Raw genomic sequence first — 23,168 nt, 5'->3', positions numbered from 1 at the left:
GCCCGCCGTGACAGTCTGCGTGCGGCGGGGCGGCGCTACCAGAACAGCCGCCGGGGCGGGAGTGTCAGGAATTCTGTGCGGTGGGCCATGATGATGAAAAGGAGCGAATCATCACATGGCTATCGAAAAAGAACTTCTGGACCAACTTCTTGCTGGTCGTGATCCATCCGATGTTTTCGGCAAGGACGGCTTGCTGGATGACCTGAAGAAGGCACTGTCGGAGCGTATTCTCAACGCCGAGCTTGATGAACATCTCGCCGTCGATCGCAGCGAAGGACCGTCGGGCAATCGGCGGAATGGATCTTCGAAAAAGACGGTGCTGACCGGTACCTCGAAGATGACGTTGACCATCCCGCGCGACCGGGCCGGTACGTTCGACCCGCAGCTGATCGCCAAATATCAGCGCCGCTTTCCCGATTTCGATGATAAGATCATTTCCATGTACGCGCGCGGCATGACGGTGCGGGAAATCCAGGGCCACCTCGAAGAAATCTACGGTATCGACGTGTCGCCGGACCTGATCTCGGCGGTGACCGACCAGGTTCTGGAGGCCGTTGGCGAGTGGCAAAACCGCCCGCTCGAGCTGTGCTATCCCCTCGTGTTCTTCGATGCCATCCGGGTCAAGATCCGGGACGAAGGCTTCGTTCGCAACAAGGCCGTTTATGTCGCGCTCGCAGTTCTGGCGGACGGCACAAAGGAAATCCTCGGGCTCTGGATCGAGCAGACCGAAGGGGCAAAGTTCTGGTTGCGCGTGATGAATGAGCTGAAAAGCCGTGGCTGCCAGGACATCCTGATCGCCGTGGTCGACGGCCTGAAGGGCTTTCCCGAAGCCATTACGGCCGTCTTCCCTCAGACGATCGTCCAGACCTGCATCGTCCACCTGATCCGGCATTCTCTGGAGTTCGTGTCCTACAAGGATCGCAAACCCGTCGTACCGGCGTTGAGAGCCATCTATCGTGCTCGAGATGCCGAGGCTGGAATGAAGGCGCTGGAGGCTTTCGAGGAAGGGTATTGGGGCCAGAAATACCCTGCCATCTCTCAAAGCTGGCGGCGCAATTGGGAACACGTTGTTCCCTTCTTCGCCTTCCCAGAGGGCGTCCGCCGCATCATCTACACGACGAACGCCATCGAGGCGTTGAACTCGAAACTTCGTCGGGCAGTGCGCTCGCGCGGCCATTTCCCGGGTGACGAAGCCGCGATGAAGCTGTTATATCTGGTCCTCAACAATGCGGCCGAGCAGTGGAAGCGCGCGCCGAGGGAGTGGATCAAGGCAAAGACACAGTTCGCCGTCATCTTCGGCGAGCGGTTCTTCAACTGATGAAACCGGCCCACCGCACAGAATTCCTGACACTCCCCACCGGACACCTAAGGATCGAGAACGCGACCGAAGTGGATGATCGTCGTCTTCGGCGTCGGACTTCACTATCAAACCTCCAGGCGTGGCCCTTAGCGCACTGAATCGAGCGCAGCGCTTGCACCAGAGAGCGAATAGTGAACGTCCAGGCGTACGCCATCAGTGCGCGTGAAACGCACTGTGCCACGAGCACCCTTTTTGAGTTTTTGTTCAAGCTCGGCTTTCATCGTCGTTGTCAGAAAGCAACCCGACCTATCGCACCGCGTCACCGAATAGTTTGTAGACAGTTGGCCGTCCACAAGCAGGTCGATGCCATTTGGAAGATAGATCGAATGCTCATGCGGGATAAAAAGATTGAACAATTTCTGTTTGGCGTCGCGCTTGGTTATCGTTAAGACGAAAGCGCGGTGCCGCTTTTCCTGAAGAATGATGTCGGCAGCCACAATCGCCTCGCAGGATCCGGACTTTCCCCCTGCCCCCTTATCGATACAGCGAACAATCCATGCGCCCTTCTGTTCTATTTTCCCGCTTTCCTGCGCATATGTCTGCGGCGCAAGAAACAAGGCTACGAGAACCCGTGCAACCAAACCCCTAAGATCAAACGTGCGCATCTAAAACCTAAACGTTAGCTCGGCTTGCACGACACCGGTCTTCGGCTTCGCCTGCCAAGCGCGCCCGGAATGAAAAACGATGTCAGAGTAGGCAATCCCGAACGCCACCCGCCCACCACGCGTGCGCGCACCGACGGTGACGCCGGCCATTGACACCAACTCGCCTTCGGCTTCGGCCGTTCCCGCGTCGAATGCCGTATATGCTTCAAGGGTGCCCCATTGCGACCCCAGCGACCAATCGAGAGGTTTCGACAGCTCGTTGCGAATGACAGCACCTCGATTGGCGTCAACCAAAGACGTCTGGATCCCTCTGACCGAGCCGATGCCACCGAGAGATAGTCTTCGATAGTCCGGCAGCTCATCAGCACTCAACTTGCCTGTGAACATTACATCATACCGAAGTTCCTGTTGTTGAACCTCAAACGTCTTGTACAGCGATGCGTCCAGCTCAACGCTGAAAGCATCGCCTTCGACAAGCCCCAGGTCCGGATCACTTTTACCTGTTGCACCGAACGCGCCTATTCCTTGCACCAGACTGGCGCCGGCATGCATCTGGTATCCTGAACTTGACCAATCGTGACTAATTCCCAGTGTCGCTGACGCAAAGACATGCGACTGGGTGGCCAGCGCCACCTCCGCAAAACCCGACACATGCAGGTAGTTCCAGGTTTGATAACGCTCCAGACCGAACGACAGGCGTGTTTCCGAACCCAACCGCTCGTCGAGCGTCCATATGGTCGAAAAATTGCTGGTCATGTCGGCTCCCCTTGTATTCACCGGGGTCCCAAGCGGCGTTTCGAAGCCGCTTCTATAGCGTCCGTACTCGTTGGAAAGGCTGATCGTAGCTCTCCCCAAGGGCGCTGTAAGCGCAAGCCTGAAGGTGTCGTCGGACGGCCGATCCGAAAAGCCGAGCCAACCCGAGCCACTACGCACGTAGCTGAGGTCTACGACTTCTCCAATGCCAAGATAGCCGTCAAAAGCCAGGCTTAGTCCTGTTCTGACGTCGCCGGTTCCTTCCGAACCAAAATTGTCTCGAAACACCGAGCCGGTCACTGGAGCCGTCCTTTGCGCCTTGACGTCGATAATTGTTCCACCCGGCTTCTTGCCGGGGAGAAGCTCGCTCTTGACGCTAAAGCTTTTCATTCTGGAAAGCTGCCTTATCCCCCTTTCAAGGTCACGAAGCTGCAGAGGCTTTCCCTTGATGCCCGGAAAGGCTGCAGCAACGAAGCCACGCCCAGTTTTGTGGCTGCCATTCCACTGGATTTCCTCCACAGCTCCCTCCAGCACAACAAATCGTAGTGTACCTGATCCCAGATCCTGCTCTGGGACATAAACACGTGCGGCGACGTAACCCATCTCGATATAGGCTTGTGTCACCTTGCGGATGACATGCTCAATATCCTGAATTGCAAGGCAACGCCCAACAAAGGGAGCCGTAACTTCTCTTTCTCCCGTCTTGTCCAGCAGGGAAAGTCCATCAAGAACAATGCGTTTCACGACGACGCAACCGGCTGCGCCCTCACGTTCAGACGGCTTCGCGTGCGCTTTGGTTGGTGAGACGATAGCACAGCCGCTCCATGCCAGCGCATAGACGATCCCAACGAAACGCCTGTTCATTACTGCGTGCCCTGCGTCCCTTGCGCTTGAATGGCTTTAAGCTTCTCGCGGGCAAGCCCTTGCGCCTTTTCGACTTCTGAAGCCGACAGTGTCTTTGCCGCGCTTGCCATTTGCGACGCGGCGCCGGGATAGCCTGCCATAGACGCAAGATTGAAATAGACATGAGCCATGACGGGATCAGCCGTCTCTCCCCCTTTTCCGCTTTGGAGGGCCAGGGCAAGCTGGAACAGGCCTTGTGCGTTGCCCCGCTCAGCGGATTGCTTGTAATAACTGAATGCGCGCGCCACGTCCTTTGAAGGGTAGTCGTCCCTCCCGAGGAGCTCGCCCAGCCGGTTCATGGCGTCGACATTGCCGAGTTCAGCAGCTCTTTGATAGAGCCCGGCTGCGGCCTCGATATCTGGCTCGCCACCAAGCCCCTTTTCGGTCAGATCACCGCAGTTGTAGAGCGCTTCGGGGTATTGTGCTTCCGCCGCCCGGCAGAAGCTCGCACGCGCCGCCTTGAAGTCCTGTAACTGCCCGACTTCGCCGCGATACTGCATCACGCCAAGTCGGTTCAGTGCCATCGGTGAGCCCTTCTCGGCCGCCGCCTGGTACGTGCGCAGCGCCGCCACCGGATCAGAACTACCGCCGAGCCCGAGCTCAAGCAGACGGGCGATATAGAAGCCGGCGTCATACTCGCCCGCATCGTACGCCTTCTGGAATTCTTTGACGGCCTCTGCAATCTGCCCCTTTTCGACGAGACCTTTCGCCAAGGAGACGCCTTTGGCCGAAGCGGACGTGTAGGTTAAAGCAGGCGCAGCTTCCGCGACATTCTTCTTGCTTTCGGCAAGAGCAAGGGAAGTGGCGGGCATCGTCAAGAGCGCCAGCGCCAGCGCTGGCAAGCGTCGTTTGGGATTAAACACTTTGTGGATCCTTCCTTCACGGACATGTTTGATGCGGCCGGCTGCTGTGACGCAGCCGGACAGTGAGCCAGCAAGGGCGATAAAGCCTAGTTTGCGAGTGCGTCGATATCGACGTCGCGCAGACTTGGCTGAGCATCGAGGAGCCCGCGATTGAGGCCTGGCGGAGAAACTTCGTTTCCACCAACGCGGATCACGCCCGCGCCGACAGTTGCGCTCGTCGAGCGTTCTTTGTCCTTGGCATCGAACCCGAAATTCAGGCTTGGAGGGCTTATGTTGTCGAGCGCGAAGTTCGCAAAACCATTGCCTGGATCGAGACTTTTAAACGACAAGCCCAAACCAAACTGGCCCACAAACATCCGGTCGTGATCAGCGACGTTTGAGTAGACGATGCTACCGGTATCGAGGTTCAACTTTCCGGTCTCAGAGGCGATGACGCCGCCGACCAGATTGGTGGTTCCGCCGACCGAAACATCGACCGTATCTGTGCCGACGATACCCGACATCCTGTTTACCCAAGCCTTGTCAATTTCGCTATGCGCGATGCTGAAACCGAAACCGAAACTGGGAGGACCGGAGGTCTTCAACCCGAGCGAAACGTTGCCGCCAACCGAGTTGCTTTCCAATTTCGTGACATCCTGCACGCTTCGGACGAACAGGTCACCACCAATCTCAGCGGCCACCTTGGCGCCTTCGATCCGCGAACCATCAAGTGCGACATCGCCGCCACTCTTGATCGTGACGGATCGCGTGCCCTTCACGACTGCAAGAATATGTTGGCGCGAATAGGCGTTTTCGGCGGAGACCTTCCCTGAGGCGGATATGCTGAGTGAAGTCGGCACGAATTCCGGCCCAAGCTTGGCGGCCAGTGAAAAGCCGCCATCGACATGGTCCTTTTCTGAAGTCTTGGTGCTGATGGCGGAGCTCAGCGAAATGTTATCGCCGGCGACCAGCGAGACGTCCAATCCCTCGATCAGGCTCCCGATACCTCTGATATCCTTGCCCGCGCGTAGCTCCACGTTGCTCCCCAGAAGCCTGGAGACTGCAGCCTGCGAGGCGAGACTGCTGGCATTATCCTTCGACCCCTTGATCTCGAACCGAGCGCCCGTCAAGCTCGCGTCGAGCCCTGCGTTGACGCCCGCTTCCAGGCCGAGATAGGCATAAAGGCTAGACTTGTTTGACGATTCCTCAGTTGTGTCATAGGCCGCGTCAAGCACGATATTGCCGGCTGCATCGATGACCAGCGAAGACTTGGCGGTCAACGCGCCTGCTCTGATCAAAACGTCTGCACCGGACTTGATGGCAAGATCGCGGTCGGCAATGAGGGTGCTACCGTCAACCGATGTTTCCGTTTTTTCAGAACCCGCGTGATCAAGGCGAACATTGGCGCCTGCGCCGATCGTGAAAAGCGTAAAGTCCTTGGGCTTGCTCTCGCCCGAAAGAACCTTGGAGGCGCCTTCGACATAGCCATGAAGGCTCTTCGCCGCCTCTGCGAGGTCGAACATTTTCTTGCCTGCCTCTGCAGAGGCGGAAGCAAGGCGTATCTTGGCGAACGGATCGGTAACTTCCTGCAACGCATCCGCCGCTGCGCCGGTCGCCTTCACGAGACCTTCAGTCGCTGATCGTGCGCTGTCGGTGCCGCTCAACAATGGCGAGGTCAACCGGAATTCCAGGCCAGCGAACGCCGTGTTGCTCGACATCTCGACCCTGGAGGAATTCACGGCTTCGACTATGTCAATATTGCCGCCGGCCTCTAGTCCGATATCCCTGCCGGCAGCCACGTCGACGTTTTCCAGCCGGATACTGTCTGCAGCTTTGAACGTAACGTCCCCGTCTGCGGTAACGGCCGCGCCCTGATGGGTCACGCTTTCGATCTTTACACTGCTGTTTTCTGAAGCCACTCCGGCAAGGGCGGTCAAAGTCGAAGAAACGGACGGCTTGCCAATACCCAACGTCGAAGAGGACGCTTCTGTCCTGCTGAAGCTTTCAGCCGCGACGGCACTTAGCGAAATGGTCTTGCCTTCAAAGCCAATCGAGCCGCCGGCGCTTATTGTGGGAGCCTCACCCTTTATGTCACCGGACGCGACAAGGGTCGTATTCTTGCCAGAGGTTGCCGCAACGACCGAAGGCAAGACGTTTACTGCCTTCGTCGCGCTCGAGCTGCCGCCATAAAGCGACAGCCATTGATCGGCGAACTTCGTCTCACCGCCAAGCTTGCTACCGACGAAGAGACCGTGTTCGGATTCGTGGATGTCTGTTTCAATTCGGTCTCGAGCCGCAGTCATCGAGATGCCGGCGCTGCTGTTGACCAAGGTACCATCCGCTGCATAACCGGCGACCAGAGCGATGTTGCCTTCGGCCTTAAGCGCTGCCGCATGAATAGATATGCCATCGTCTGCACGCACGACAATATCACCGCCCGCCTTGAGGGCGGCCGCCTGCGTCATCTCTGCTGCTGTATGCTTGTAGTGGTCTGCCGTATAAAGGAAGCCGGCGTGCTGCGAAGCCTCCGTCACCTCCATCACCGATGTAAGCGAAGTGATCTGAATTTGCTTTGCCGCCAGATTGATCGAGCCGGACTGCGACACGACATCGGTACCCGACAGATCGATCCTGCCGGCGTCCGCCGCCAGCGAAACGCCCCGGCCACCTGTAACCTGTGCGTAATCAAAGCTTTTCAGCTTCGTGATCGACTGTTGACCTTCCGTTGACCCGAACGCGCCACGGGTGGACGCTTGAGAACCGCCCGAGACATTGGAGGAATTTACCTCGATCCCGTCGAACCGAATATTGCCCGACACAGAGCGCATCGAAACGAGACCGGCTGTCGTAATTTGAGCGCCAAGTCCATAAATGTCACCGGACGTGTTGATGATGATGTCCGACGACAGGCCTGCTTTCATCTCTGCAACGGTACGCACGATGCCATCGGAGTTCCCTTCGCCAGCAACATCGTCAGTTTCGGCCGACGGCGACAGCTCTTGCTGCCGACGCTGAAGCTCGTTCTTGCGTGCGTCGTCCAATGTCGCGGCATGGCGCGCATAACCGGATTGATCAAGGAAGTAGCGGTCACGCTGTAACTCATCGACCGTGGCAAGTCCCTCGGTTCCCTCCTTGGGTATCTCTGCAAGGCCGGGGGTTTCGGGAAGAGCTACCCCATGCGCCCGGTCGTCGATGGTTGCACTACCGGCGCCGACGCTCGACGCATCGACACGCTCGTTTGCCAACTGCTCCTGCTTAAGGGCGAGATTTGAGCCCGGTAGTGAAACGAATGCCTGGCCGGAGCCGACTTCTGCGGACTTCTTGTGCGAACCAACCGCCGACCCAAGCTCGGGCCCCTGCAATTGGGTTTGGCTGCCAGCAACATTTTGCGCCAAGGAAACAACATCAATTCGATTGGCCAGGCTCGCCACGCCGCCCGAAAGCGTCGAAACCTTGTATGAGACTTCATCGGCAAACGTTTCAACAACATCGATGCCGTGACTGCCAACGGTTCGGCATCCGAGAATGACGACGCATTCCTGGATCACACCATGGTCGGTCAGCCGCAACCCCGTCTTTTCAACGCCTGTCTTAACAGGCTGCAGCGACACGGTGCTCGAAGTCAACAACTGCCCGCCGCCCGTGCGGATGTCGGACCCGCTCAGAGTGATTGCCCCACCGGCAGAAAGAACGACATCGCCTGTCGCAACCAGCTCGCTGGCGGAAACGACATGGACGGTCTCCGTCCAGCGGCGTTCCCAATTATGATACTTGTAGACGTCACCGACCGGAATGAACCCAAGGAAGCTCACGCCATCGACGCGCGTGACCGCAGGCCCGCCCGCCGCTTCAATCACCTCTCCAAGAGTGGTTGAGCGGCTCGCGGCCGACAAGCGGATGTCATTGTCCGCATCCAGGAGCACAACTCCTGCAAGGCTGAGCGACGCGTTTCCGCGCGCATCCAGTGTCGCACCGGTCAAAAGAATGCTTCCGCCACTTGCGGCAAGCTGAATGTCGCCGGCTGTCAGCGTCTTTGGTGCACCGGCATCGCCACTAAGGATGATGTCGCCCTTTGTGGTGACCTGAAGCAGGCCGGTGGTGTGGAAGTCGACAGCACCAAGATTGAGGCCGGCTCCGGAATTCAGGGCTATGTTGCCTCCGCTCAGAGCACCGGACGCCGAAAAGGCGTCGGCATCAATCAACAGGTTGCCGCCAGCCGATAGAGAGCCCGAGCTGTCCAAGCGGCCGGCCTTAACAAGGACGTCACCGGCAGCGCTCTGCAAACCGGCGCCAGATTGTACGGTCGCCCTGGCGGCAAAGAGCTCGACACCGCTTGCTCCATGAAGAAGGCCGGAGACGACGACGTTGTCGTCGGACAGGAGTTGCAGCGTGCCCTTGCCGGCATTCAGATCGCCCGATCGGCCGACCGAACGAGCATCCACGATCAGCCCCTCTTCGGCTGACAGCAGGCCATCGTTTAAGAATTCGTCGCCGCGCGCTGCAAGCGTCTCGTTGGAGGCAATATCGCCCTCGTTGACGATCCGCGCTGCTCGCACGATGCTACCGTCTTTTTCTGAAACGTTCCCGAGGAAGATGGATCCGGCGGCAGAGATGCGACCGCGATTCTCGATTTCGTCCGCCAGTACAGAAAGCGTCCCATCGGATGAAAGGTCTCCGCCGAGTGAAAGCTTATCATCGGCACGAAGGGCGACCGCCCGAGCGCTGATAGAACCGGTTTCGGCGATGTCAGCGGCTTCGATTGTGAGTTCACCTAGCCGGCTTGACAGCGCACCGGCGCTGTCGAGCCGAGCGCTCAAAATGGCCACGTCCCCGGCTTCCGACGCAATGACGCTCGTGTCGGCCAGAACAACGGACTTTGTCCGCCTGAGCACACCCTCGGCATCTGCGTCAGCCAGGACAATGCTGCCACCGCTTCGAACGGCCCCCCGGTTTTCGATAGCGCCCGCGGCCAGTATCTCAACATTTTCCCCAGCGCTGAGCTGTCCCTGGTTGACAAGCATGCCGCGCGCAGTCAGGAGCGCATATCGATCTGCGGCGATCGAACTGTCTTTTCCAAGAACGATGTCTCCCGCGTTGATAACGAAATCGCCAGGAGCGCCCGATTGAGCGTTTCCATTCGCACGGATGGACGCGTTGTTCAGCGTGAAATCGCCAGAGAGCGATATATCGTAACCGCCAAACGCATATTGCGAATTATCCAGGCGGAGTGTCTGTGCTTCAACGACAAGATAGCCGCCAATGCTATTGCTTGCGTCTGCCCGATCCGCAAGGCGGCCATCGCCAAGATTGACGTCACCGCTGGACTTAATATCCAGATTTCCGCCGACAACCGTGGAGGTCAATGCGATCGCACCGCCATCCGTCGTTATGGAGATCCCGCCACTAACGGTCGCCTGCCGGTAGGACACGTCACCGTGCGCCAGAAAATGGGCATCTGCAGAGCCGATCACCTCGCCAAGCTCGAGCGAACCTTCCCTTGCCGCTACGGATATGCCGCCATCGGGCGCTGTTGTGCTAAACTTTATCCCACCGCTTGCCAGCAATCCGTCGAGATCCACGCCCGAATAGAGCGATCCCGCTTTCACCACAGCCGCAGCAATTTCAATTTCACGCCCGCCTGCAACGAGCTCTGTCGTCAGATCTGCGCCGGCCTCCAACGAGACGCCAGCGCCAACGATGTTACCTCGCGAAGAGAGTGCTTTTGTCGCCTTTATGGCGACGTCGCCCTTGGTGACGACATTATCTGCCGAGATATTCGCGGCTGATGCCAACTCAACCCCGTCTCCGGCCCAGAGGTTCGCGATGGTTAAGTTCCCCTGTGTGCGGGCAGCGACATTGACGTCTGCCGACATGTTGCCCGCATCAAGGGTCTGGGCGTCCAGGACAATCGCTTTGGCTTGAGCCTTGTCGATCGTGAGCGCGCTGCCGCTCGTTGCCGAGAGCGATCCGTCAACGACCACTTGTCCAAGGCTGACAGAAGACTTGGCGGCAATTGTCGCAGACCCGACTGCAGCAATGTCGGTCCCTTTTGTCTGGCCGACAATAGCGCCGCTCTCGGCGGTAAGGACGAGTGCGCCCCCGGACAGAACTTCGCTCGCACGCAAATCACCGGCGTGAGAAGAAATGTTGACATTGTTTCCGGCGCTGACGAGACCAAGCTCAATGTCGCGCACAACGTCAATCTCAACGCCGGATGCGCTCAAAACCGTGTCGACGGAAAGTGAGGACGCATGCAGGCTGACGGTACCATCGGCGCCGATTACGGTCTTTCCGGAGCCGCTTTCGATCAGTTCGTCAGCAATCCCGTAGGAAGTGGAGACCTTTCCGATCTTGCCGCCAGCCGTGACTTCGAGACGACCTCCAGCAAGCGCTTCGCCGAGCATCACATCGTCGCCCGCTGAAAGGATCACCTCATCAGCGGCGCTAACAGCCTCGGCTTCGATCGTCTTGGCGGCGGCGACGCGAGCCGGTCCACGGGCCGCAACGCGCCCCGCCGAAACGCTTGATCGGGCACTGCGCAACTCTACTTTGCCTGCAGAGGCAACGTTTCGGGCAACCAGCCGCCCGTCGGCAGTCAAGGTGAGACTGCCGGTCGAACTCGCCATGTCCCCAAGCATGGTTACGCCCGCACCTTTCTTGTTGGCAACCACCGAGACACGATCTCCGTAGATGCCCCCAAATGCGGTTGACGAGATCGCGACCTCGGACTTGTCCTCTTCCTCGGAGATCAAGCGGTGCTCGATTGCATCGCCAGAGGCCGAATAGGTCGTTTCATTCGGTCCGGCGAGCATGCGAACGGTCTTGCCCACAACTGGCCCATCAAGCGAAATTCGCCGCGATATGATGTCGAAGACATCCACCTGGCTCGCATTCGCACCGGCACGACCAATGTCGACGTCTCCAGCATCCACCCGGAAGCCCGACAGCTTTCCACCGGAAATGATCGGCGTACCGGCTGTAATCGTCGCGTGCGGCGTGTTGTGGAAGCCGCACCCTGAGCATGTTACGCCGTTGGGATTGGCCACGATGACATCTGCCGACGGGCCTGCCACCTCTGCGAACCCGCGAAGGGCCGAACGGCTGGTCCCGGTCACTTCGTTGAGGATGACCTTCGCAGATCTGCCGACCAGATTGGTGTTGCCGAGGATTTGTCCACCGAGGTGTGTCGAGGTCGACAAATCCCTCGAGTTGTTGAGTATCAACCCTTCAGAGCCGATGTCGAATTTGGAGAAGCGATTGTGCGAGAGACCGTCTTCGTGAGGCCGCGCGATATTGACGATCGGAACGCCGTTTGGCGCGGAAAGGACCTTGGCGGAAGAAGCGCCCCCCCCATCAACGACAACGCTCTGCGCAACCCCGTCTTTTGTAAATGGAGATGGAAAAAGTGCTAGCGACTGACAGGCCAGGAATGTCACAGCGGTCTTGCTTGAGCGGATCCGCCTTTTTTTCCTGCCGCGAGTTTCCGAATACATGGGATCGGACATCAGTTGCCACTCCGCTCGACTGTGATTTTTGCAGGACAGCTAGTGAAGCTATTGCTTATGAACAAATAACACCGCCGCAGGGGCCGAGACCTGATGCGCGGAGTGAAGAAGGACTGGCTCATATTCTCGGCTCGAACCGCAGCGCGCAGATGCACCAGAAGGTGGGCGCTTCACGCCGCGAGCGCCAAGACACGATCTGCCGGCTGCGAAATGCAGGATTGGGCGTATAAGTCTCAAGGCGTGTCTCGATGAAAAGAACAGGTCGGCCAACGTCTCGTGAGGACCGATCCCCGCCCGCATACGAGTGCTCCTCAAAAACCGCGTCGAAGTCTTGGCGCCGATTGCAGCCTAAGACCGATAGGGAGCCAGGCGGTGGTTTGTATGGCTTTGCAAACTCCACTTTTCGCTTTGGAGACTTGGCTCGACCGGTTCGATGTTTCAGAGTGGCTATCGCTCAATGGCCGGGACGCACCGGCGAGGGAGCTCGAACGCACCGCCCTCTAGTAGCTCTGCACAGAGGTTATGATTCTTTGGCCGTTGGTTTTGGGTAGGCTTTGGCCAGCTTGACGCGGGCCTTCTCGGTAGAGAACATCCATTTGATGCGGGCACCACTGGCGTTGCGTCGGCGTTCCCAGGCTGCAACCTCGTCGACGAGGCGGTCGCGGCTTTCGATGCGGCGGTTGAGGCATTGGCCGCGCAGGACGCCGATTTCGATCTCGACCATGTTAAGCCAGCTGGCGTGCTTGGGCGTGTAGTGGAATTCCAGCCTTCTGAGGCTTCGGCGCGCCTCGTCGGCCGGCAGGGCCTGGTAGAGCGCAGCGGGTGTGTGGGTCGACAGATTGTCGAGCACCACGCGGATGCAGGCGGCCTCGGGATAATGGACATCGACGAGATCGCGCATGCAGTGGGCGAAGTCCTCGGCCGTACGCCGTTCGGTGACTTTCACCTTGCGCCAGGATCGGTGCGCGTCGAGGAAGACGAACAGGTTGGCAGTGCCATTGCGTTTGTACTCGCAGTCGTAGCGTTGCGGCCTTCCGGGTTCGTCCGGGATCGGCTGGCGCACCTCGCCGATGAGCTGGGTCGGGCTTTCGTCGAAGCACACCACCCGCCGCTGCGGGTCGGACGCTTCGGCATAGAGGTCGAGCACATCCTCCATGCGCGCGACATACTCGGCATCGATCTTGGGAATGCACCACATGTCCTTGCGCCATGGCTTGACATCATTCTCGGCCAGGCGCCGGCGCACCGTCTCGCGCGACAGCTGTTCGTGCTCGGTCAGCTTGACGAACGCGTCGGCCAGCAGCTCCAGCGTCCAGCGGGCGCAGCCCGGCGGCGGGCTGGAGCAGGCGGTGGCCACCAGCAGGGCTTCCTCCTTGCCGGTCAGCTTGCGTTGCGCGCCCGGGCGCGGCTCCTCGCCAAGCGCCGCCTCCAGGCCCATCTCCACGAAGCGACGCTTGGTGCGGTAGACTGTGGAACCGCCGACCGCCACCGTTGCGGCGATGGTCTCGTCGCTGAGCCCCGCCTCGGCGGCGAGCAGGATCTGCGCCCGCTTGAGCTTGCGCGCCGGGTGCTTGCCGCCGCGCAGCATGCTCAAGAGTTCGTCGCGTTCGGGTTGGTCGAGGTCGACACGATGGCGTACATTCATCCGGAAAGCCTCCTTCAATTGCGGAGGTTCCGGATGAATCGAAAAATGAATCAATTACTTGACGGGCAGCCGGCAGCGCCACCCCACTTCACCGAAAAGCAGGGCCAGTACCTCGCCTTCATCTGGGCCTATAGCCAAATCAACGAACGGCCGCCGGCCGAGCGTGACCTGCAACGCTATTTCGGCGTCACCCCACCATCCGTCCACCAAATGGTGCTCTCCCTCGAGCGGGCCGGATTAATCCGAAGGAAACCCGGCGTCGCCCGCAGCATCGAACTGCTCGTCAGCAACAACTGCCTACCCACGCTGCAACCCAACCAACTCGTCAAATCCTCTGTGCAGAGGTACTAGTGGTGCCGCCGCATTGCGACAAAGCCCACTACGAAATCCGGCCCCCTCTCAGAAGACTTCAATATCACGGCAGATCTTCTGTCCGGCTGTCCGGTTCGCACTGATGCGCCGTAATGCGCACTGATGCTTATTGAATTATAAGGCAGAAGTTATGCTACCGAGCGGTCAGCTGCCCCTTGCACCGGGTCGGCCAGGGGTCATCCGGGGGACCGATCGACTGGATGACCCCGCTTTAGACAATCAGACGCCTATTCGCGCTCTGAATAGGATGCCTTCCTGGCGGCCTGTAGCTCAACGGTCAGAGCCGTCGGCTCATAACCGATTGGTTGCAGGTTCGAGTCCTGCCAGGCCCACCAATTCCTTTCATATCTCCATAAAATCAATTATTTCGCGCGTGACAAAAAGCGCCTCAAACGACGATTTGGAGTAACAAGAAAACCGGATACTTAGAACGGATGAAAGAGATTCCTGACGGATCTTTCGATCTTGTGCTAACCGAGCCACCTTAAGGGCACGACCGCCTGCAAATGGGAGGCTGTTATGCTCAGTCAGCCTTATGCTGAATTGCTACGCGATCGCTTGCTCGCCAATGCCGAGATCGCCGCCAATGCGCTGATACAGGATCAAGCCCACGACCCGGCCACCCACGATCAGCTTGGTTTCACCAAACCGGCCCAATGGGTTGAGGTGGCCATATCCGACCTTGGCAATCTTCACTTCCAAGGCGGCAGCAAACTGCGCTACGGGAGCGATGACCCAAATGAAAAAGCACCGTCGTCGCCATTGCTGGCTGATGCCGTCTACCTAACAACCCAAGAACTGGGACGAGCGAAGCATCTCTTCGCGAACACGCCGAAGGAGGAGGTGTAATTTAACTTACATCCAGTTCACGGAATGTGAGGGTCACGGTTCACGGCGAAAAGACCAATGACTAAAATGTCCTCCCATTGCGTCCGGGCCCGCCGACCCGTCCACAGACATGGCCAAGTTCCGTCGCTTTCCTTGAAAAGCAAGCGTCGGTTCAGACACCTGGGACGCCTCAACTCCCCACTCTGTCACCGTTCGGTCGCAGTTTTTGCGGCCCAAAAGCGATCCAGCATTCGGCCCATAGAACGATGTGCTCGCTCGCTGTTGGGCAAGAAACCGAGCAATGTATCAGCGCAGGCCGTCGCCAGTAGTATAGAGCCGTCCACGAACCCGCAACACTGACCACTAAACGGCTCAACTGTTCGAGAGGTGCAACCCGACTTGAGGAACGCTGTGGAACGACTGTGGCCACGCCGGTCGCAATTCAGGCGCCGATCGCCTTCTTCGTTGAAAGATCTAAGCCTCAACGTGGGCTCTGCATTTACCATGCCGAAGATCAGTTTTGAGACTACCGAAATCAAAGCCGGGAATGGAGGGGCAGGTTCATCAAGGGAGAAGCGGACCAGAACCCCCGCGGACATCACGATGGGTCAAACCGCTTCAGCAATCTGTCAAGTAGGCTGTTTTGCAAGCGCAGCTTTTCGGTGAGTTGGCGTCTCAGCTGCCGAACCTCCTCATCGAGAGCGGCAACGGCGTCAGACAACGTCGGTACCCGAGGCACAGCAGATGTCTTTGGGGCGCCCACCGGATCGGCCATACCAACGGGCTCTGCGGCTTTTTTCCTCGCACGCCGCTGCCGGCTTCTTGCGCCTGGTGAACGCTCCGCGGGTGTCGCGACGCGATCCTGATTGGGACGCGAATTTTTGCCCATTTCGTCGACGATCTCAATCGCGACAAATGTGCTCTCTGTCGACACCGGTTCGTGCGAGGTATCGCCAGTCGCGGTCTTGGCCTCAATCGGATCTTCGGGCTTCTCCAGGCCCTTTCTCGACACCAGCAATTCCGTTGGGTTCGACACCTTGGTTTCTGACAGGCTCTCGGGCTCCTTGCCGGCTTGTCTAGGGGAGACCAGGTCTGCCAGATATTTCCAGGGTGACTTCATCGAGCGCCCTCAGTAACGGTCGCATTGGCCTCCATCGGGAGGCCAATCGGCTACCAAAATAGGGGAAGGAGGCCGATCGCCTATTCCAATCGGCCAGCACTAGGGATCAAGCAAGGCCAAGTCGCTTGCGCAGGTCGGCGTTCTCGGCCCGCAGTTTCTCCGCCAGCGTCTTGCGAAGGCGCGCATTCTCTTCTTCGAGTTCAAGCAAGTCAGAAATTTCGTCGGAGAATGCGGCTGCGACTTCGGCGGCTTCCTTCGTCGCCCGCACTCTTCCGGCGACCTTGGTCGCGTTCTTTGGCGTTGGCTTGCCAACTGTCTTGACCGGGGCTACGCCATCAGCTGGCATCGTGGCACTTTTGCGGCTACCTCTTGGCGCCCTTGCAGGACCCGTTTTGGGAGCATCGGTCGTTACGTCCGATCCAACTTTCTTCGACCTAGGGGCTCGGCGCTTTTTCGGCGACGCAATTTCGGCCTCAATCTCGATCTTGTTCTCGTCAGTCATCAGCTGTTCCCTTTTCAACTATCGGTCTTGTTTCCAACGCGCAAAGATCAGAGTCAATGAGGCTTATCGATTAACAACAGCCTCGCTGTCGAAGGGCAACGATACTTTCGACAACGCAAAAAGTGGTGAACTCTGCAAGGGGGTTGTAAGATCGTGGGGCGCGCGCCCACCTTGAAGCAAAACGCCAGACGGACATTGCGGCCTCTACTCTTCCGAGCCTCTTTGGCCTGTCATCACGAACGAATAGGCCGCCGTCACCCCGCCCCTCCGCGGATGAAGCGTTGGTCGCGCGCGCATTTCAAACTGTATTGCTTACAATTCTCACTTCTTAAGAGCGACGGCAGTGCGTCCGACGGACTTGGACACGCGGTCGACCACCAACGAAACCCAACGATCAACACGTCAATTGGCGCTCCCGGAGGAGCATCTCTTCATTCGCCCCGGCGATGATCACCCAACGTTATCTGATCAGGTATTGGTTTCTGGAGGTTTCGCGGCCCTGACTGATCTGGGCCGCGTCCAAAGGCTACGCGCGCTGCCTCAACAGATCGCGGATTTCACCAAGGAGCAGGATGTCCTGCGGTGGCGCGGCGGCCGGCGCCTCGTCTTCCTTCTTCTTCTCGATCGACGCGCGCATGCGGTTCACCGCCTTCACCATCACGAAGATAATCCAGGCAAGGATCAGGAAGTTGATGAGCACGGTGATGAAATTGCCATAGGCAAAGACGGCACCTTGCTGACGGGCAGCGGCGAGAGATGTCGCCGTTACATTCGAAGAGAGCGGCAGGAAATAGTTGGAGAAATCGAAACCTCCGCCGGTCAGCGCTCCGACGATCGGCATCACCAAGTCTTCGACGATCGACGTGACGATCTTGTTGAAGGCGGCGCCAATGATGACACCGACCGCAAGATCTATCACGTTGCCGCGGGCAATAAACTCCTTGAAATCATTCAGCATGCGTCTCTCCGTAATCCCCGTTCAAAAGCTGCTATCGGCGCTCGATACATGGCTGAACCTTGTCCGATGTCACTGCTGTCATCGTCGCGCCCTGGCACCAGAAGCACGTAAAGATCAAGAACCGGCAAGAACACAGGACTTGAATCGCGCCATGCATGCGATGCGTTACATCCATCTATTGCCACGACATCGAGCAACATCCCGATGAACGAAGGACAGTGGAGCACCTGACGCCTTGCTAGCATTGTTTTGAACTAATAATGCAATAAGCACCCGTGACCGGCGGGGAATGCGCCATCTGGTTCAACAAGAATTCCTCTGGCTTTACACCACGCACGGGGTGAAGCACTTCGGCGTTCGAATGCTTAGCCAAGAACCGCTTGCCTACCGCGGCGCCGCCCAAAGTTGCCGTGGGCGGAGTCTAGCGGCTATTGACCCCAACTTCCTCACAGCGCTAAAGACGTGGCACGGAACAGGTTCCGTCGGATCGACGGATGAAAAGGGAACACGGTGAGGACTACCCATCAGGGGCCGAACCCGTGACTGCCCCCCGCAACTGTAACCGCCGAGCTTGCCTCAACGAGCCACTGTGCTTTCCAGCGCGGGAAGGCGAGGCCAAGCGATAACGCGGAAGTCAGGAGACCTGCCTGTTACCGGTCACCCATGCCTGGATACGGGGTTTGTCCAAGGCGCGGCCGTCCGTAGCGGTGACATTGTCAAAACGATGTCGCCGTGGCGCTTGAAGTGCCCGCGGTGCGGTACCGTGGAGGTCATCCTGCCGTGGGGGAAGAGATGAATGTCCGACTGGCGGGGACCTCCCTGCTTGTGCTTGCCTTGGTGCAGCAGGCGCTTGCTGAAGACGAAAAGCCGACGAAACTAGATGCCATCGTCGTCGGGGATGGCCTGACCGACGTCGAACTCAAGAAATCCGGCCGTGCCATCACGGTCATATCCGGCGAACAGATCGAACAGAACCAGATCCGGTTTGTCTCGGATGCGCTCCGGCTTGTCCCCGGGGTCTCCGTGTCGCGGACCGGCACCAATGGCGGCCTGACGCAGGTCCGTATGCGCGGCGCCGAAGGCAACCACGTGCTCGTCATGATTGGCGGCGTCGAGGCCAATGACGACGGGCAGGGCGAGTTCGATTTCGGCAGCCTGATTGCCGACGACATCGAGCGCATAGAGGTCCTGCGCGGCCCGCAAAGCACCTTCTGGGGCGCGAACGCGATGGCCGGTGTGATCAACATCATCACCAAGCGCGGCGAGCGCGGGGCGCCTGTATCGACGGCCCGCACCGAAGTGGGAACCGACGGCACCTGGATGGGGGCGCTCTCAACGCGAGGCGGCGCCGAGAACTACGACTATTCGTTGTCGGGCGCGCTTCGACGGTCGGGCGGCTTCAACATTTCGGACCTCGGCAACGAGGATGACGGCGACCGCAACGGCACGCTCAATGGCAAGTTCAATGTCGACCTCTCACCCGAGACGTCGATCGACGGAACGCTGCGTCACGTCAACCGCCGCACCGACACCGATCCGCAAGACTATGATACGGCTCAGACCTACGACGCCGACGACTACAGCAAGAGCCGCGAATTTTATGGCTCGATCGGCATCACCAACGAGGCGCTTGACGGCGCCCTGACGCAGAAGGCGCGGTTTTCCGGCAACGACATCTACCGGTTCGACCGCACCGAAGCCTCGGGCGATAGTTGGAACGACGGTAACCGCTACAACGCCACCTACCAGGCCTCCTACCGTTTCGAGGATCTGGAAGGCCAGGTGCATCAGTTTACCGGCGGCTATGAATGGCAGCGTGAGATTTTTTCGCCCTCCCACCTGACAGAGACATTCTCGCGCAATTCCCACTCGTTGATAGGCGAGTATCGCGGTGAGTTCCTCGAGCAGTTCTATCTGAACGGCGGGCTTCGGCAGGACTGGAACGACGCCTTTGACGATGCGGTCACCTGGACCATCAGCGGCGCCTGGCAGATCCCGGATATGGACACCCGGCTGCACGCATCGATCGGGACCGCGGTAACCAACCCGACCTTCTACGAGCAGTTCGGCTATTTTCCGGGTCGCTTCATCGGCAATCCAAACCTGAAGCCGGAAGAGAGCCTTGGCTGGGACATCGGCGTCGAAAAGAGCATCTTCGACGGTGGTCTCTTGGTCGACGTCACCTACTTTAACCAGAACCTTAAGAACGAAATCGCCACCGTCCACAATTCAAGCTTCCTTGCAACTCCGGTCAACCGGAACGGCGAGAGCAAGCGGCAGGGTGTGGAGGTGTCGGCGACCGTCGACGTCTTCAACGGCCTCACCTCGACCGCTTCCTACACCTATGTCGATGCGACAGAGCAGGAAAATGCTGGCGGGCAACGGCTGCAGGAAGTGCGCCGCCCCCACCACAGCGGATCGATCGACGCGGCCTATGTTTTTACGACGAACGCGCGCGGGTGTTCGCCGAAGCGGTCTTCAACGGCAAGATGCAGGACGTTGTTTTCGCCACCTTCTTACCGCCGCGCGTCACCCTTGCCGGCTACACGCTGGTCAATGTCGGTGGCAGCTTCAAGGTCAATGACACCGTGGAGGTCTTCGGCCGGATCGACAACCTGTTCGACCGCGACTATCAGGAAGTCTAGGGTCAGGACTCGTTAATTACAGCCAGAAGATGACGGAAGCTGCGATGCAGATTGCTGAAAAGAAGGTGTGGGCGCATCGGTCGTAGCGAGTTGCGATGCGTCTCCAATCCTTGAGTTTGGCGAATAGGTTCTCGACCTTGTGTCTGCGGCGATAGAGAGCTTTGTCGTAGGCGTACGGTTTCGTCCGGCTTTTAGAGGACGGAATGCAGGGCTCGATGCCCCTGGCGAGGAGCTCTTCGCGGAACCAGGTGCTGTCGTAGCCCTTATCGGCGATGAGGCAATCGGCCTTGGGTAACGCGTCGAGCACCATCCGGGCGCCCCTGTGGTCGCTCATCTGACCCTCGGAGAGCAGCATGATGATCGGTCGGCCGTCATCATCGCAAACGGCATGGAGCTTCGAGTTCAGTCCGCCCTTGGTTCGCCCGATACGGCGGGGAACATCCCCTTTTTTAGAAGGCTTGCCGCGGTGCGGTGGGCCTTCAGATGTGTCGCGTCGATCATGATGCGCTCAGGCTGAGGACCTTCGCCGGCCAAAGCGGCGAAAATCCTGTCGAACACGCCGAGCCGGCTCCAGCGAATGAAGCGGTTGTAGAGCGTCTTATGTGGCCCGTACTGCGAAGGTGCATCCTTCCACTGCAGACCATTGCGGATCACATAGACGATACCACTGACAACGCGCTGGTCATCGACACGCGCAACCCCGTGTGAAAGAGGAAAATGTGGAGAGATGCGAGCCATTTGGCGCTCGCTTAGCAGAAACAAATCACCCATCAGAACCTCCTTCAACGGAGACTCTGAATCACATCTCAAACGAAATTAATAGGTCCTGACCCTACGGCTTCAACACGCTGGGCATTACGGCCTTTGCCGGTTTGAAAGCGACCTTCTGATGGTTGTGAGGCGGTGTAAAAAAGGGTTGTGGCTGGTCTCGATGGCTGATGGCGTCCATCCGAGCTAAATACAGCACACCAGAGCGATGGTGGATGTCCGGGGAACAGATCCACCTTGTCGTTCCAGTCCGAGAGTTGAACGGCAAATGCGCCACTTGCTGAAAGCTCAGTCCCACCCACTCCGGTACATGGACGACTATCGGGCAAATTCGGATTTTCATATTACGTTATTATTCAAATTCGTTGCATTCGTGAATGCTCTCAAACGCAACGCTGCTGCCTGCCAAGGCAGCTCTTGGTCAAGGATTCCCCATGACAATCATTTCTCCCAATCCGGGCATTAACTCGTTTTCAGGCACAACACAGCTGGAAATGCCGACTGATGCAGGAGGGGATGGTCCAACGGGCAAGCGCTTGCCCCCTATCGCGGCCAAGCAAAATGCGCTCGTGCAGCCACAGGTTTTTCAAGAGGCGCTGTCGAATATCACTGCAGGGACGACGCAACAGCTTCAGCCTGTAAGAAATCAGGCCGCAAAGCCAACCGCTCCTTCGCAGTCCGCTTCAGAGAGCGCGTCGACGGTTGGTCGCGCGGTCAGTGCATCCTCGCCGGTCCTGTTTGCGATTGCCAAGCTCAACGAAGCAAAGATTGATCCTGCGGGCAAAGCGTCGATCAAGACGGGCACGGACCTTAAGAGCCACGGCTATCAGGCACCCCGTTGGCAAGACCAGCATGCGCAGGTGTCAAACCTCCAGGCGGCGATGGCAGGCAAGCTTGGCGGGCTGGCGCCGCTCGAGGGCGCGTTTCGTGACCATGTAGACGGTTTTTATGGCAATACACAGCGCCGGTCCGAGCTGAACAAGGCTGTTCCAAAGCGTCTTGCCGAGACCGCGCGACAGGATCCCGCTCTCAGCAAGGCAGGGCGCGACGCTGTCTTGGGGCTCGCGTCAAACGACAAGAGCTTCGTCGCCGTCATCCCGGCGATCAACGGATACCCGGCAAAGAACGCCCTGTTTATCTCTGAACGCAGCAATTTCACAGCGAAGGCGCCATCCAAGCATGGCAGCGATAGCGTCGATGCTGGCGGTCAGCCGCTTGGACAAAGGCCAGGCGTCCTGGCGCTCTTTGATGCGAAAGGCAACGTTGCCTACCATGAACTCAACAATCCGGAAGACGCGTTCAACCTCCTGTCAGATCCGCAGGCCGCAAGGCAGTTGCTGCCGCACTTCAGCCAAACGGCACAGTCTGCGCGCACCTCAAGCAACCAGTCCCGCGGCGTTCCGGATGTGTTCGAAGCGTTTGAACAAGGGCGCAAGGGCGAACTTGACAGTTTTGCGTTCGGTATCGAGACGCCGAAACAGGCCAGCGATGCGGGCAGCTACCTGACGGGGTTTGGCGCCTCCTATGGACCCGGGGCCCTGGGAGATGCCCTTGCCGACTACAATCTCCTCATTGCCAAAGAAGATGGCAAGGCGCTGTTGGCGAGCACGACCGACCTTGGTCTCGAAACGTTCGGCGACCTCTTAAAGCAAGTCAACGTCGCGGCTGCCTTCACAGGCCCGCTTCAGGCGGTCACCCCCCCCCCCCTCGAGGAGGTCGAGATTGCCGCCGAGACCGCGGCGGTGGCCGAAGCAGCGGTTCAAGACGTTGCGCCAGAGGCTGCAGCCGAGCTCGAAGTCGGCGAGGATCTTGCCACCGCATCGAACGAAGCCACGACTGTGACTGGAGAGGATGGTTCGGAACCGCTAACGTTTACCCTCCGGGTGACCGGTAACGGCGAAGGAGCTCCGAGCGGCTCGCCTCCGCCTTTGAACAGCACAACCAGATTGCAGCGTGTCAATCTCAACTATTCAACGATTACCGGCGAATATTTGAGGGAGCCACAGGGGGGATATATATCTAATCCCAGCGCGGAGAGTTTGTTCCAGCGCCTGGAGAATGAATACATGCCGCAAAGTTCGACAGCCAATATACTTGGAACACCTACCAGCGATGCGAGTGAGGCAGCGCAATCCGTGCCAGTCCGCCCTCACCTATTGGCTCAGCGCATTCAACAAGCAATCGACAGCGGCGGATTACCGCGGGCCTTGAGGTCAGACGCCGATTAGATTGCTTGACCGGGCCCGATTGACGCGGCAAGTGAAAATGGGCGCGCCCTCCTGCTTTTGTCGCGTCCTGCAAGCCGGAACTCTTGACCAATAATCAGGTCGCGCTTCCTTTCGCTGGGCTCAAAGCCTCTTCA

Annotated in this window: 14 protein-coding genes, 1 tRNA gene and 1 riboswitch; of the genes, 6 read left to right on the top strand and 9 right to left on the bottom strand. The window is 58.6% G+C overall.

All coding sequences use genetic code 11. The annotated features are described in order from the left end of the window. The first annotated feature begins 115 nt into the window (after window positions 1–115). The gene (locus tag OVA00_RS10020; protein ID WP_268088617.1) at window positions 116–1,318 is read left to right on the top strand and encodes an IS256 family transposase; all 1,203 of its coding nucleotides are present in this window, start codon (window positions 116–118) and stop codon (window positions 1,316–1,318) included. A 128-nt stretch (window positions 1,319–1,446) separates the two neighbouring features. Here the strand turns inward: OVA00_RS10020 and OVA00_RS10015 are convergent, their stop codons facing one another. The 5 genes from OVA00_RS10015 to OVA00_RS09995 all read right to left on the bottom strand — a co-directional run bounded on the left by OVA00_RS10015 (window position 1,447) and on the right by OVA00_RS09995 (window position 13,613). Continuing rightward, window positions 1,447–1,965: an invasion associated locus B family protein gene (locus tag OVA00_RS10015; RefSeq protein WP_268088755.1), complete on the bottom strand. Its 519-nt coding sequence runs from the start codon at window positions 1,963–1,965 to the stop codon at window positions 1,447–1,449. Next, entirely contained in the window at window positions 1,966–3,582 is a 1,617-nt protein-coding gene (locus OVA00_RS10010; RefSeq protein WP_268088754.1) for a ShlB/FhaC/HecB family hemolysin secretion/activation protein, read from the bottom strand. It abuts the gene before it with no gap. After that, window positions 3,582–4,484, bottom strand: a complete 903-nt coding sequence (locus OVA00_RS10005; RefSeq protein ID WP_268088753.1) for a tetratricopeptide repeat protein — start codon at window positions 4,482–4,484, stop codon at window positions 3,582–3,584. Before OVA00_RS10005 ends, OVA00_RS10010 begins: the two co-directional genes overlap by 1 nt. An 86-nt stretch (window positions 4,485–4,570) precedes the next feature. Next, a complete protein-coding gene (locus OVA00_RS10000; protein ID WP_268088751.1) occupies window positions 4,571–11,968 on the bottom strand; it encodes a two-partner secretion domain-containing protein in 7,398 nt (2,465 codons plus the stop codon). Window positions 11,969–12,488: 520 nt separating this feature from the next. Then, window positions 12,489–13,613 carry an IS630 family transposase gene (locus OVA00_RS09995; protein WP_268088750.1) on the bottom strand — a complete coding sequence of 375 codons (1,125 nt, stop codon included), beginning with the start codon at window positions 13,611–13,613 and terminating at the stop codon, window positions 12,489–12,491. Between the two features lie 45 nt (window positions 13,614–13,658). On the opposite strand from OVA00_RS09995, the gene OVA00_RS09990 reads away from it, so the two are divergent. From OVA00_RS09990 to OVA00_RS09980, 3 genes are all read left to right on the top strand, one after another. Then, the gene (locus OVA00_RS09990; RefSeq protein WP_268088749.1) at window positions 13,659–13,964 is read left to right on the top strand and encodes a LexA family protein; all 306 of its coding nucleotides are present in this window, start codon (window positions 13,659–13,661) and stop codon (window positions 13,962–13,964) included. A gap of 280 nt (window positions 13,965–14,244) precedes the next feature. Beyond that, window positions 14,245–14,320 (top strand) — tRNA-Ile (locus OVA00_RS09985). Between the two features lie 184 nt (window positions 14,321–14,504). After that, window positions 14,505–14,834, top strand: coding sequence for a hypothetical protein (locus OVA00_RS09980; RefSeq protein ID WP_268088748.1), 330 nt, complete (start codon window positions 14,505–14,507; stop codon window positions 14,832–14,834). Between the two features lie 577 nt (window positions 14,835–15,411). Here OVA00_RS09980 and OVA00_RS09975 read toward each other — a convergent pair. The 3 genes from OVA00_RS09975 to mscL form a co-directional block, all read right to left on the bottom strand. After that, entirely contained in the window at window positions 15,412–15,933 is a 522-nt protein-coding gene (locus OVA00_RS09975) for a hypothetical protein (protein ID WP_268088747.1), read from the bottom strand. 106 nt (window positions 15,934–16,039) lie between these two features. Beyond that, on the bottom strand, window positions 16,040–16,435 hold the full coding sequence (locus OVA00_RS09970; protein WP_268088746.1) for a SyrB-like regulator: 396 nt from the start codon (window positions 16,433–16,435) through the stop codon (window positions 16,040–16,042). Between the two features lie 526 nt (window positions 16,436–16,961). Further along, window positions 16,962–17,393 carry a large conductance mechanosensitive channel protein MscL gene (gene mscL, locus OVA00_RS09965; protein ID WP_268088745.1) on the bottom strand — a complete coding sequence of 144 codons (432 nt, stop codon included), beginning with the start codon at window positions 17,391–17,393 and terminating at the stop codon, window positions 16,962–16,964. Between the two features lie 457 nt (window positions 17,394–17,850). Further along, a riboswitch (cobalamin riboswitch) is annotated at window positions 17,851–18,058 on the top strand. A gap of 127 nt (window positions 18,059–18,185) precedes the next feature. Here mscL and OVA00_RS09960 point away from each other — a divergent pair. Then, window positions 18,186–20,054, top strand: coding sequence for a TonB-dependent receptor plug domain-containing protein (locus OVA00_RS09960; RefSeq protein WP_268088743.1), 1,869 nt, complete (start codon window positions 18,186–18,188; stop codon window positions 20,052–20,054). Here the strand turns inward: OVA00_RS09960 and OVA00_RS09955 are convergent. Then, a protein-coding gene (locus OVA00_RS09955; protein WP_090429178.1) for an IS5 family transposase occupies window positions 20,055–20,809 on the bottom strand; the annotation gives its coding sequence in 2 pieces (ribosomal slippage) (window positions 20,055–20,476 and window positions 20,476–20,809; 756 coding nt in all). A 431-nt stretch (window positions 20,810–21,240) separates the two neighbouring features. Here OVA00_RS09955 and OVA00_RS09950 point away from each other — a divergent pair. After that, complete coding sequence (locus OVA00_RS09950) at window positions 21,241–23,034, top strand: hypothetical protein (RefSeq protein WP_268088742.1); 1,794 nt, start codon at window positions 21,241–21,243, stop codon at window positions 23,032–23,034. Window positions 23,035–23,168 lie beyond the last annotated feature (134 nt).

Origin of the sequence: Ensifer sp. SL37, from assembly GCF_026672675.1 — a bacterium.
In the GTDB taxonomy this organism is placed as follows: domain Bacteria; phylum Pseudomonadota; class Alphaproteobacteria; order Rhizobiales; family Rhizobiaceae; genus Ensifer; species Ensifer adhaerens.
This window is presented reverse-complemented; position numbering and strand designations above follow the sequence as displayed.

Bases quoted from the DNA above. Each gene is read 5' to 3' on its own strand.
- OVA00_RS09990 (WP_268088749.1), top strand. From the start codon at position 13,659: ATGAATCAATTACTTGACGGGCAGCCGGCAGCGCCACCCCACTTCACC.
- OVA00_RS09995 (WP_268088750.1), bottom strand. From the start codon at position 13,613: ATGAATGTACGCCATCGTGTCGACCTCGACCAACCCGAACGCGACGAA.
- OVA00_RS10020 (WP_268088617.1), top strand. From the start codon at position 116: ATGGCTATCGAAAAAGAACTTCTGGACCAACTTCTTGCTGGTCGTGAT.
- OVA00_RS09970 (WP_268088746.1), bottom strand. From the start codon at position 16,435: ATGACTGACGAGAACAAGATCGAGATTGAGGCCGAAATTGCGTCGCCG.
- mscL (WP_268088745.1), bottom strand. From the start codon at position 17,393: ATGCTGAATGATTTCAAGGAGTTTATTGCCCGCGGCAACGTGATAGAT.
- OVA00_RS09975 (WP_268088747.1), bottom strand. From the start codon at position 15,933: ATGAAGTCACCCTGGAAATATCTGGCAGACCTGGTCTCCCCTAGACAA.
- OVA00_RS10015 (WP_268088755.1), bottom strand. From the start codon at position 1,965: ATGCGCACGTTTGATCTTAGGGGTTTGGTTGCACGGGTTCTCGTAGCC.
- OVA00_RS09960 (WP_268088743.1), top strand. From the start codon at position 18,186: ATGAATGTCCGACTGGCGGGGACCTCCCTGCTTGTGCTTGCCTTGGTG.
- OVA00_RS09980 (WP_268088748.1), top strand. From the start codon at position 14,505: ATGCTCAGTCAGCCTTATGCTGAATTGCTACGCGATCGCTTGCTCGCC.
- OVA00_RS10000 (WP_268088751.1), bottom strand. From the start codon at position 11,968: ATGTCCGATCCCATGTATTCGGAAACTCGCGGCAGGAAAAAAAGGCGG.
- OVA00_RS09950 (WP_268088742.1), top strand. From the start codon at position 21,241: ATGACAATCATTTCTCCCAATCCGGGCATTAACTCGTTTTCAGGCACA.
- OVA00_RS10010 (WP_268088754.1), bottom strand. From the start codon at position 3,582: ATGAACAGGCGTTTCGTTGGGATCGTCTATGCGCTGGCATGGAGCGGC.